Genomic DNA, 13,045 nt, shown 5'->3' with positions numbered 1-13,045 from the left:
TTTATAATGATTTAATTTCTTCATTATTTAATTTTGATACTATTTCTATGTTTGTCTTACTATTTATTAGCTCATTTAAAAATTCTTCATCCATTAGCTTTGCAGATAGTTGAGACAATGTCTTTAAGTGTAAATTATCACCATTATCTGTAGCTGCTATCATAAATATAATATGTACTGGACTTCCATCCTCCGATTCAAAATCAAACCCTTCTTTTGATACACCAACTGCTACACGTGGTACTTTTACTGCATCTGTTTTTGCGTGTGGTATCGCTATGCCCATACCAAAACCTGTAGATGATATTTCTTCTCTCTTATGAATTTCTTCTTTAAATTTATTTTTATCTAAAAGAACACCCGATTTATCAAGTATTTCAACCATTTCATCAATTACATCTGTTTTATTTTTTCCTTTAACATCTAAAACTACTGTTTCTTCGTTATACAAAGATATGTTATTAGATACGTTTTCCAATTTTGTATTTGTATTTTTATTTTCATTTTTATGTCCATTTTTAATTTCATTTGTATTTTCTGTAGTATTATTGTTATTTACTACCTTAGGTGTAACCATCATATAAAGTATTGCTCCTACTAATGAACCTACAAGTATGCATCCTACCCATAAAAATGGCTTATTTACTAATCCTAAGACTAAAAATCCTCCATGTGGAGCTGGTACCTCTATTTTCATTATGTAAGTTAAAATCGCTGATATTGATGATGCAATCATAAGTACTGGCAAGACTTTCAGTGGATTCTTTGCCGCAAAAGGTATCGCTCCTTCTGTTATATGAGTACTACCTAGTATATAATTAATCAGTCCTGCTGCTCTATCTTCTTCTGTAAATCTATTTTTAAATAAAGTAGATGCTATAGCTATTACTAATGGTGGTGTTATACAAGCTGCAGATACACCTGCCATGAATAAGTAGTTTCCTTGACCTAGAAGCATAGTTCCAGTTACATATGCTGCTTTATTTACTGGACCTCCCATATCAAATGCTGACATACACCCTATTACTAATCCCAAGATTATAGGGCTTGAGTTCTGTAACCCTGAAAGGAAATTCATCATAGCATTATTAAGTGCTGAACATGGTCCTCCAAGTAACAACATAGATATACCAACAACACCTACACTGACTATAGGAATTATAAAAATCGATTTAAGTCCTTCCAACTGTCTTGGTAATTTTCTCAATAAATACACAAATAATTTAACTGCATAACCTGCCAAAAATCCTGATATAATTCCACCTAAGAACCCTGAACCTGTGTCAAACGATATCATTCCTCCAACAAGCCCTGCCAACATACCAGGTCTACCTGATATAGATTGAGCTATAAATGCTGCTAATACAGGAACCATCAAATTCATAGAATATCCACCAACAGATTTTAATGTAGCTGCTATCTGATTATACTGTTCTGAATTTGGGTCAAATGAATAAATTCCCCATAAAAATGATATAGCAGTTAGCACTCCACCTGCTACTACTAAAGGCAGCATATGAGATACCCCATTCATTAAGTCCTTATATAACTTTTGACCAAACGATAAATTACCTTCTTCTGTAAATTTGTTACTTGATGTACTTCCTTTTCTAACTGGTACTTTACCATCAATACACTTTTTTATAAGCTCACTAGCTTTGTGTATACCTTCTTTTACAGGCACCTCTATTACTGGTTTTCCATTAAATCTATCCATATCAACGTTTTTATCACAAGCAACTATTATTGCATCTGCCATTTCGATATCTTCTGCTGTTAATTTATTCTCTACACCTATGGCGCCATTTGTTTCAACTTTTATATCACATCCTAATTCTTTAGCTGATTTTTTTAACGCTTCTTCTGCCATAAATGTATGAGCAATTCCAGTTGGACAACCTGTTACCCCAAGGATTATCTTCTTCCCCATTTTTATACCACCTTTCTTACTTTTATATTTTTTATGTAATCTTCTACATTCGCCAAATTACCTATACCATTACTTTCAGCCACACTTGCACCCGTTGCCGCAGACCTTTTTAATGCATCTTCAATATCTTCTGGATTTTCTAGCCATATACTTAAAAAAGCAGCTAATGCAGAGTCACCAGCACATGCAGAACTAACAACTGTAACTGGTTGAGCACTAGCATAATAAATTGCTTTTCCATTGTAAAAATAAGAACCTTTTTCTCCTAATGTTAGTAATATATTTTGAGCTCCTTTTAAATGTAGAAACTTAAGTACATCCTTAATATCCTCTTCATCTCTTACGATAATTCCAAATATATCTTTGATTTCCTCATCATTTGGTTTTATCAAATATGGATTATATTCTAATAATTCATTTAATTTCGGCGAACTTATATCAAGTATTGTTTTTATATTCTTATTTTTACAAATCTCAAATATATCTTCATAGTAATTCTCATCAATACCAGGTGGTAAACTTCCACTTATTGACAAATAACTTATATCTTCTAATGACTCTAGCTTCTCTAGCATGTCTAATTTTTGCTTTGCATTTACATATGACCCAGAGTTTACAAATTTAAACTCATCATTTCCATCATTTAAAAATATATTTATACGAGTTGTATCTTCTACCCATGTAGGTAGTACATCAAACCCTTTCTTTTCACTTTCTTCAACTATATATTTTCCTGAGAATCCTCCAAAAAAACCTAATATCTTAGACTCTATACCATAATGACCTAGTACAAATGTTACATTTAAACCTTTTCCATTAGGAGAATATGTAGCATTTGATGTACGATTTACTAATTTACTTTTTATACCATTAGTAGATATGTTCATATCTATTGCTGGATTCGTGGTTAATGTATATATCATTGTCTTCCCCCTTACTTCTGTTGTGTATGTTTTCATTATAATAAAAAAGCCTATGAAAATCTTTTCATAAATAGAAAATAGATTTTCATAGACTTTTTCAATTTAATTTCCAGAATTATTATATTTGACCATATAATCTATAATTATCCTAGATATAATGTACAGGGGCAACCTAGAAGACACTTCATATTCAGATATAGATATATGATAATGCTTATATCCTACAATATATAAATCAGAATACTTTATAAGTTTTGCATTTTCACTACAACAACATGTTATAACTTTGGCTCCACCTAAATTGGCATTTTGTGCTGATTCTACAAGTTCTTTAGTATTTCCATTCAACGAAAATATGATTATAAGTTCATCTTCTTTCATTGATTTAGATTTTATTTTCATTATATTAGGGTCATTTATGAAAAACACATTGAAATCAAGCAATTGTAACTTAAGGCTAAACTCTTTTGCTACATATTCAGTAAGACCTCTTGCTAGGACGTATATCTTACTAGATTCATTTATAGTTTTTATTATATTAATTAGTGTAGTTAAAGATATTTGTTCTATAACTCGTTGTGCTTCTATAAAAGACTTGTTTATTATATCCCCCATATTGTGTATATCATTATTTTCATCTTTTACTGTCAATCTATATCTAAGTTCATTAAATCCATTTAAACCACATTTTCTAATTGCTCTTGAAACAGTTGCTGGAGACGAATATGTTTCATGAGCAATCTCTACTATGGACAATTCTGATAATATTGACTCATTTTGATTTATAAATTTAATTATTTCCATTTCTGTTTTTGTTAGATTTTCAGAATTTCTTTTATTTAACTCAATTATCATATTTTCGCTCTCCTTATATATAGGTTTTATTTGTCTAAATTTATCACATATTATAATAATATATTACCTCTTAACTACTTATTTTTATACACAATTATGATTTAGTCAATGTCTATATATATAAATTTATAATATTATAATTTTATACTTTAGTTTATTATATTATCATTATGTTATATCACAATAAAAAAGTAATTGCTCAATCATCAAAATTGAGCAATTACAAGATTTTCAGTCTTCAAGCGACTTAAATTATTGAATACGATTCACAGATATATCTCATACTTATCCATTTATCAGTTTATATATTTGAAAAGTATATTTTTTTATTAGTAGAGATTAATTTACTAAAAATTGAAATTGTGGTCCCTGTACATAATATGTAAAATAGAGTTCCAAATCCTAAATTTCCACCTAAATATACACCTAGAATTAAAAATAGTACATCTACTGTAGTTTTTAAAACTTTATATGAATATTTAAAGTTATTTTCAATATGGATTAATATTGCATCTAAAGGACTCATTCCAATATCAAACTTTATAAGCATTGCAAATCCACCACACATAAGTATATGACCCATGAGAAAACTTATATTTCTAATAATAATATCTAAACTCCCTATATTAAAATTCAGTAGCAAGTATGTATATAAATCTATAAATTTATTCATAAATAATCTCCCTATAAATATTTTATTTATTTGATATTAGCTCTAGTGCTTCTTCTAAAGCTTTTGCACCATCTAATCTCCCGTATGCAATTTTAGATATACATGCTACTGGAACGTTATACTCATCTGCTCTTTTTTGAATCTCATCTTTCATATAGTCTAGATGTGGCCCTAATAATAAACAATCTATCTCTGGTAAATATTTATCTATTTCTGACTCACTTCTAGCCTTTATATCTGCTTCTATCCCCTTTTTCTTTGCACTCTTTCTCATACTAGTTGCCATAAACCCTGTACTTGCTCCTGAACCACATGCTAATAACACTCTTATATTTTTCATAATAATACCTCCAATATCTTCATTCATTAATTTACTTCTTAATGAATTTTTTTTATTTTTATTTGATTATATTTATATTGTACTTCCTAAATAAGTTCCTTTAACATAAATATAGTTCCTAACAATAGGAAATCATTTACTCTTAACTAGACATGTTAATATATAGTATAATGTACTTTATAATACGTACATTCAATTATACAATATATCATATCATACAGATTTTATTTTAAAAACTATGTGAGGGGATATTGATGAAAACATCTAAAAAAGAGTTATTTTTAAATTTCATAAAAACGCAACATGATTGGATAGATTCATCTACAATAGCTAATTATCTTAACGTATCAACACGTTCAATTAGAAAATATGTAAATGAGATTAATTCTACTGGTGAAATTATATTGTCCTCTAAAAAAGGATATAAAGTAAATCTTAATAGTAGTTGTCAAACTAAAATTGATAGTTCAGAAAATGCATCACCTGCTAATAGGTTAAATTTAATTTTAAAGGAACTTATCATTAACAGTAAAGGAATTAATATATTTGATTTAAGTGAAGAATTATTTGTTAGCTCAGCAACCATTGAAGGTGATATAGTCAAAGCTAATAAATTTATAGAAAATTATAATTTAAAAATAAAACAATCAAGATTTTTACTAAAACTAGTTGGAGATGAGTCTTCAAAACGCAAATTAATGAGTTCTATAATATTTAAAGAAACAGGAAGTGACTTTTTAAGTTTATTTGATGTTCAAAAAATATATCAGGAATATAATCTAACTAAACTAAAGGAAAATGTAATACATATATTAAAAAAGTACAATTTATTTACAAATGAATATGCTATAAATAACATACTTCTTCATCTAATGATAACCATAGATAGGATAAAAAAGAATAATTACATAGAATCAGGTGAAGTAGTAAACTACATAGACAATAATATAGATATAAATATAGCAAAAGATATATCGAGCTTTTTAGAGTCTGAATACGATATAACTTTAACTAGTGCAGAACTATATTATTTAGTATTTCAGTTAACAAACAAAACCACAGTCTTAAACTACCATCAAATGGATACTAAATCATTATCTAATTATATAAATGAACATTTCGTTGATTTAACTAAAAAAATAATTAAAAATGTATATGATTTATATTTTATAGATTTATCTGATGATGAATTCGTTGTGAGATTTACTCTTCATGTAAAAAACTTAGTAAGTAGGGCCAATAATAATCAAGTTTTGAGAAATCAAATACCTCAAAAGTTAAAAGATTCCTATCCTCTAATATATGATATTTCTGTTTATATTTGTAATCAAATTCAAATTTTAGAGGATATAAAGATAGATGAAGATGAGATATCATATATATCTCTTCATGTAGGCTCATTTTTTGATAGGCAAAAACTACTAGAAGATAAAGTTCTCTGTGCATTAATTACTCCAAATTACTATGACTTACAACTCAAAATAGTGAGAGACCTCGAAAAAAGATTTAATGAATCTATAGAAGTTATTCAGATTTTTTCAGACATTCATAATCTAGACTTTGATAGCAAAGTAGATATGGTTATTACTACCTTACCAATTAGTGATAGATGTCCTCTACCTTTTGTCTATATAAATCCTTATCCAAACAGAAAAGATTATGACAATATTCAAAGTAAATTTATTCAGATTAAGGAAAGAAAAAATATACTTACTGTACAAAATCATTTAGAAATGTACTTCAGTGAATCTTTATTTATGAAAAACATATATTTAGACAGTGCTAAAGATTATATAAGATTTATGGGAAATGTACTATATGAAAATAAATATGTTGAGCCTAACTATATAGATGACGTTCTTATAAGAGAAAATATGTCTTCAACTGCGTTTAATAACAATGTAGCAATTCCTCATAGTATGAAAATGAATGCTTTAAAAACTGGAGTCTGTTTAATTGTAAACGATAAACCAGTTAAATGGGGAGAGGAAAAAGTTCAAATTATAGCCATGATACCTATAAACGAAAAAGAAAAAGAAAGATTCAATTACATATTTGAAAGTTTTATTGAAATACTATCTGAGTGGAATAATGTAAAAGAGCTCACTAAAGCAGATAGTTATAGTAGTTTTATGAATAGAATAGCTTATCTTATTCAAAGCATCTAAATTCATTAATTTGTTCACAATACATATTATTAAAATTATTAATACAAAATAAATTAAGCTGTCACACTGAAAAAATCTAAATTCATATGTGACAGCTTTCTTTTTACTCAATATATCTTAATTTTAATACCACTTACTTTTAAATACTACTTATTTTTTGTCTGTTGTATACTAGTTATAAGATTAAATATTTGTATTGTTGTAGCAGTCATATTATTACTTGCAGTTTCTTTATCCATTGCTTCTTCAATTGTCATAGCCCTATTTACTATAGAGAAATAAGCATCTATCCCTTCTTCATTGCACTTAACTGCATCTTCTGTCGTTGCCCCAGCTAAACCTATTACTTTTACTCCATACTTTTTGGCTAGTTTTGCAACTCCTATTGGCGCTTTGCCCATAGCAGTTTGATTGTCCAATCTACCTTCACCTGTTATAACAAGGTCTACACATTTTATTTCATCTTCTAATTTAATTTCATCTAATATTATTTTTACTCCTGATTCTAATTTTGAATTTAAAAACGCTAAAAATGCAAAACCTAATCCTCCTGCTGCTCCTACGCCTTCTACATTAGCTACATCTTTATTTAGGTTACTTTTTACTACCTTAGAAAAATTTCTAAGTCCATTATCTAATTGTTCAACTACTTCTGGTGTCGCACCTTTTTGAGGTCCATATATGTACGCAGCTCCATTTTTTCCAAACAGTGGGTTGTTTACATCACAAGCTATTTTAAAATTACATTCATCTAATTCTTTTAATCTATTATCTACTTTTATATGTCTTATTTCATTTAAAACTGTTCCACCTAACCCTACTAAGTTGTTGTTTTCATCATAAAACTCAAATCCTAAAGCTTGAAGCATACCTACCCCAGCATCATTAGTAGCACTTCCACCTATTCCAACTATAAAGTTTCTATAGCCTTTATTTATTGCTTCCTTTATTATTTCTCCAACACCATAAGTCGTGGTATATAAAGGATTTCTAAATTCAGTTGGAACTAATGTTAATCCTGAGGCTTGAGCCATTTCTATTATTGCTGTATTTGTACCTTTTAATAATCCATATGTCGCATTTACTTTCTTAATTATGGGTCCAGTAACCTCTATAGTTTCTTTTTTCCCATTCATTCCTTGAACTAAAGCATTTACTGTCCCTTCACCACCATCTGCAAGTGGCAATATTTTTACTTCTGCATCTTTTTTTACTTTTAATATTCCCTTTTTTATTGCATTTGCTGCCTCGATTGAAGATAAACTTCCTTTCAAGGAATCTATAGAAATTAATACTTTCATTTTTATCTGCTCCTTATTTTAACCATACAATTTTATAAGTTTTAGTTTAAACTCTATTTTATACTCTACTCCTTTCTTTGTACATACAGTTTCTTCTTTATAGACATCTCTTATTAGATGAATTTAATATTCCATCATTTTATGCAACTAGATCAGTAAAAAAATAAAGTTATTTATGCAAAGAGCGGTATAACACCAAAATGTTATACCGCTTATCCTAAATTCAAAAGTATCCTTATAAAATACATATAAATATAATTCTTTGTTAATTTCAATACTGGAGCTAAAGTACAAAAAAATCACTCACATGATTATATTTCTGCATCCAATTTATAGATAGAAAATTTATTACAATCCTCGTAATTTTACTATCTAGTAATTATAAGGATTACTTGACTTCAATATCATTATATTTCTTTGAGTATACCTTAGTCATATAGAAATATATAGGAACTACAATTATCATACCACCTAGTCCCCAAACTATCTTCATTGGTTCATCAATACCTGCTTTTATCAATAATACTACACTTATAGCTACTGCAAATATTGGTATAATTGCTCCTCCAGGTATCCTAAAGTTTATGTCTTTACCAGCATACTTCTTTCTTAATATTAATACAGCTAGACAGGTAGGAATATATTGAATAAATCTAGATACAACACTTATTTGAGATAATGTTGTAAATGACCCTGACCATGCTATTAATAAAGTTCCTATAACAGATACTATAATTGCTATATATGGAGCTCCATTTTTATTAGTTTTTCTTATAGACTTAGGCATTAATCCTTGCTCAACCAAAGCAGCAGCAGACCTTGGTGTAAATATAGATGATGCAATATTTATACCTCCAACAGATACTATAGTCCCTATTGTAATTATATATCCACCTATAGGACCTAACATTTTAATAGCAGCATCTGCAACAGGAGTCGCTGACCCTCTTAATCCATCTCCCAATACACCTATACTTATCCCCAATATAAGCATATATATTACTGATACCACAAACATTACCATCACTAATGCCTTAGGTACATTTTTCTTAGGATTCTCCATATCTTTTGCTGCAACAGCTAAAGATTCAAACCCTGTAAAAGCATAAAATAAAGTTATTGATACTGCTACAAAAGCTGATGATGTACTTTGACCTTTTTGTATTATTACAAATGGTGTAAAATTAGAACCTTTTATAAAGAATAAACCTACAACTATAAATAAAACTATTGGTAATAATTTTCCTATAGTCATTATATTATTTAAATGCTTAGATTGCTTCATTCCCATAAAATTTATAAGCCCAAGCCCTCCAACTAATATACCAATTATTATATTTTTAATAAGTGGCTCGGCTGCTTGAGGCCATATAGATGATAGTGTAACTGCAAAAAAGTTTGCCATAGTCGCCCAAGCAATCATACTAACTATCCACTTCATAAATCCAACTTCAAACCCAATAAAATCTCCAAATGCCTCTTTTGCATAAAGATATGGCCCTCCATCAGTATCAAACCAACTCCCTGCTTCAGCAAAACATAAAGCAATAGAGACAGCTAAAAACATACAAAAAACTAGTACTAATATACTTGCTGGACCTATATTTGTATAAGCATCTCCAGGTAAACCAAATATACCTGACCCTATTATTGCATTAATCCCTAATAATACAATACTCCAGAAACCTAACTTAACGCTTTTTTTCATTGTTATTCCTCCAAACCCAACTTAAATATAGTTATAATTATTTTTCTTTAGATGCTTCTTTAACTATCGCCATAAATATTTTTTTCATATTATCACAATCCTTAGTCATCATTTCTGGATGCCATTGTATACCTATTACAAACTCATTTCCCTCCTTTTCTATAGCTTCAACTAAACCATCTTTAGCAGTAGCTGAAACAATATATCCTGGAGCTACCTTATTGACAACTAAATGATGGAAACTATTAACTAAGATTTCTTTTTCTCCTAATATTTCATACAACTTTGTACCCTCTTTTATCTGCGCTGTATGTGTAGGTATATTAGATAAATGTTGCTGATTATGTTTTATGTAAGCTCCTTCAATTAAAGATAAGTCTTGATATAAGCTTCCTCCCTCAGTTACATTTATTATTTGCTCCCCTCTACATATACCTAACACTGGTTTTTTCATATCTAAAGCATGTTTTAATAACTTCATATCAAAACCATCTCTTTTGGGTGATATTGCACCTAGCTTATTATGAGGTTCCTCTTTCCATATGAGAGGGTTTACATCTTGCCCTCCTGATAGTATAAGTGCATCTATATTTGATACTTGTTCCTTTATAATCTCATCATCATATACAATTGGTACAATATATGGTATAGCTTTACACATAACTACTGACTGTATATAGTCATTGTTTACATAAGCCCTTTCATAACCAGGAAACATCCCCCCTTCATCAATTAATAAGTTTCCTGATATTCCTATTACTGGATATTTCTTTTTAATCACTTTCTTCACCCCTTAAATTATTTATGAACAATAAAAAATGCTACTTCTCTGTTAAAGAGCAAGTAGCATACCAATATTTTATTTATTTAAAAATTCTAATTTATTTTTAAAATACTTTTTCTAAGGCAGCAGTTATATAAATCATTCTACTAATTTACATTTTATTTTAATCCTGTTTAATTCGGCTTTTTTGAATAGTCTTAAGTCTAATTAATGGGCAAAATAGGCATTTATATTTTCCTTTTTATTGACCTATTAAATACTATTTAATATATTTTTCCCTCTTCTATTTAACTCACTTCCCTTTCTACCTGATTCACATATTATCAAATCTAGTTCTTTAAGTATATTAAGTATTCCCCTTACCTCACCTTCTGTTATATTATAACCTAATTCATTTATTGAATTAACAATACCATTTCTACCTATGTTTTTATTAAGGTTATTGGCATTTTTTAAGCATTCCATTACTAACCTTACTTTTTCTATAGATGTTCTATCTTTTAATGTACTTATTTCTTTACTATAATCTTCAGTTATATTTAATAGGTTATGAGGTAGGTCATTGATTAAAATAACATGCTCAGAACTCATAATGTTAATATACATAGCTGTATTTTTTAACTCTCTTATATTCCCTGGCCATTCATATGCATTAATAATGTCTTGAACATCTTGACTAATTTCCCTCTTCCTTTTCATAAAATACTTTAACATAACTTCTATATCTTCTTTTCTCTCCCTTAAAGGTGGTATGTTTATAGGCAATACATTTATCCTATAATATAAATCAGCTCTGAACCTATCTTTTTTTATCATTTCTAATAAATTTTTATTTGTAGCTGCAATTACTCTAACATCAGTATCTATTACATTTTCTCCCCCAACTCTCATGACTTGATTCTCTTGTAATACTCTAAGTAATTTGCTTTGTAAATATATAGGCATGTCTCCTATTTCATCTAAAAATATAGTTCCATTATTAGCTTGCTCAAATAAACCTTTTTTTCCTCCTCTTAAGGCACCTGTAAAAGCACCCTCTTCATATCCAAAAAGTTCACTTTCAAGTAAATTTTCTGGCATAGCTGCACAGTTTATAGCTATAAATGGTTGACTATGTCTTGGCGATGCATTATGAATAGACTGAGCCATGAGTTCTTTTCCTGTTCCACTTTCTCCAGTTATAAGAACTGTATAATCAGATTCCGCTATTTTCATACCTAGCTCTTTAGTTCTTTCCATTTTTACTGATACTGTTTTTATGTCATCAAAGGTATACCTAGCAACTTGCCCCTTTTCTCTAAGCTTCTTTGATAGGTTTTGTTCCAATTTCCTTATGTAAGTTATTTCTTGAATACAAAAATAATATCCAGTCACCCTTCCAAAACTTTCTATATTATACTTATTTACATTTAAATATTTATTATTAAACTTTATAACTTCATCATGTGCCTTACTTAATCTAAAAATCTTTTTAATATTTTCATTCTCTAGTTCATCTATATTTTTTCCTATAATATCATTTTGAATATCTAGTGTATCACTCAAACTATCATTACAAATAATTATATTTTCCTTCTCTGATATCATTGCCATACCTAAGTTTGATAGGTTTATTATAGAGTTTAATTCATCTGCTTTTATAGTAAGTTCTTTATATTTAGTATTTATACCTGAATATAAACTAATCACTTCATCTGTATATTTAATTAACCTCTCAGTAATTTCTTTATCATCTAGTTTAAGCTTTGCTATTATTTGAATAAATGTTGAACTATCAATATATCTATGTCCTAAATCAATAACTTCTTTAATATATTCAGGAACTAACTCTCTCTCTCCTGGTGTTATAGCTATCTTAATGTGTCTATATTCTTCATTAGGATTATATGGTATAAAATTTAAGTGATTTATTCCTATATTGTATAAATTAGATATTGTTTCTAATACAGTATGGTTATTATCATTTACTACTAATACATCTATTCCTTCTGGTAATGAAAATAACTTGTATATATCCCTTTGCTTTATACTCCTGTTTATAGTTATTATTTTTGAGACATCCTTTACATATTTTTTTATTTTTAATACTCTATCATCTATCATTACTAATATTATGTCATCTTTTATCAATTCTTCTTCTGTTATTCTATTTAAATAATAATTTTTTATTTTTACTTTATCTTTAAATATTAGCTTTAGATTTTTATTTAAAAAACATTCTAATTTAGATAATCCATCAGTTACTACTGCTATTGTTTTCATTATAAATCTATCCTTTCTTTTGTTTATATTATGTGAGATTTTAATAGTTCTAATATAGTTCAAAATCTTTTAACTTAGTATAAAGCAAAAGTTATGCCAAA

Annotated in this window: 10 protein-coding genes; 1 reads left to right on the top strand and 9 read right to left on the bottom strand. The window is 28.3% G+C overall.

The window, feature by feature from the left end; all coding sequences use genetic code 11:
- Position 1 precedes the first annotated feature (1 nt).
- From KGF45_RS14860 to KGF45_RS14840, 5 genes are all read right to left on the bottom strand, one after another.
- Positions 2-1,930: a PTS fructose transporter subunit IIABC gene (locus KGF45_RS14860; protein ID WP_227842818.1), complete on the bottom strand. Its 1,929-nt coding sequence runs from the start codon at positions 1,928-1,930 to the stop codon at positions 2-4.
- Positions 1,931-1,932: 2 nt separating this feature from the next.
- Positions 1,933-2,853 (bottom strand): 1-phosphofructokinase family hexose kinase, encoded by a 921-nt coding sequence (locus KGF45_RS14855; RefSeq protein ID WP_227830065.1) that lies wholly within the window; start codon positions 2,851-2,853, stop codon positions 1,933-1,935.
- Positions 2,854-2,955: 102 nt separating this feature from the next.
- The gene (locus KGF45_RS14850) at positions 2,956-3,708 is read right to left on the bottom strand and encodes a MurR/RpiR family transcriptional regulator (RefSeq protein WP_227830066.1); all 753 of its coding nucleotides are present in this window, start codon (positions 3,706-3,708) and stop codon (positions 2,956-2,958) included.
- Between the two features lie 301 nt (positions 3,709-4,009).
- Positions 4,010-4,381, bottom strand: a complete 372-nt coding sequence (locus KGF45_RS14845) for a hypothetical protein (RefSeq protein ID WP_227842817.1) — start codon at positions 4,379-4,381, stop codon at positions 4,010-4,012.
- A 22-nt stretch (positions 4,382-4,403) separates the two neighbouring features.
- Positions 4,404-4,721, bottom strand: coding sequence for a PTS sugar transporter subunit IIB (locus KGF45_RS14840; RefSeq protein ID WP_227842816.1), 318 nt, complete (start codon positions 4,719-4,721; stop codon positions 4,404-4,406).
- A 254-nt stretch (positions 4,722-4,975) separates the two neighbouring features.
- On the opposite strand from KGF45_RS14840, the gene KGF45_RS14835 reads away from it, so the two are divergent.
- The gene (locus KGF45_RS14835) at positions 4,976-6,889 is read left to right on the top strand and encodes a PTS sugar transporter subunit IIA (protein ID WP_227842815.1); all 1,914 of its coding nucleotides are present in this window, start codon (positions 4,976-4,978) and stop codon (positions 6,887-6,889) included.
- A 146-nt stretch (positions 6,890-7,035) separates the two neighbouring features.
- On the opposite strand, the gene KGF45_RS14830 is transcribed toward KGF45_RS14835, so the two are convergent.
- The 4 genes from KGF45_RS14830 to KGF45_RS14815 form a co-directional block, all read right to left on the bottom strand.
- Positions 7,036-8,190, bottom strand: coding sequence for a glycerate kinase (locus tag KGF45_RS14830; protein ID WP_227830070.1), 1,155 nt, complete (start codon positions 8,188-8,190; stop codon positions 7,036-7,038).
- 388 nt (positions 8,191-8,578) lie between these two features.
- Positions 8,579-9,898, bottom strand: coding sequence for an APC family permease (locus KGF45_RS14825; protein WP_227842814.1), 1,320 nt, complete (start codon positions 9,896-9,898; stop codon positions 8,579-8,581).
- Positions 9,899-9,935: 37 nt separating this feature from the next.
- Positions 9,936-10,688 carry a gamma-glutamyl-gamma-aminobutyrate hydrolase family protein gene (locus KGF45_RS14820; RefSeq protein ID WP_304521243.1) on the bottom strand — a complete coding sequence of 251 codons (753 nt, stop codon included), beginning with the start codon at positions 10,686-10,688 and terminating at the stop codon, positions 9,936-9,938.
- A gap of 246 nt (positions 10,689-10,934) precedes the next feature.
- Complete coding sequence (locus tag KGF45_RS14815; RefSeq protein WP_227830073.1) at positions 10,935-12,944, bottom strand: sigma-54 interaction domain-containing protein; 2,010 nt, start codon at positions 12,942-12,944, stop codon at positions 10,935-10,937.
- Positions 12,945-13,045 lie beyond the last annotated feature (101 nt).

This window comes from Clostridioides sp. ZZV14-6154, assembly GCF_020657785.1.
Classification (GTDB): domain Bacteria; phylum Bacillota; class Clostridia; order Peptostreptococcales; family Peptostreptococcaceae; genus Clostridioides.
This window is presented reverse-complemented; position numbering and strand designations above follow the sequence as displayed.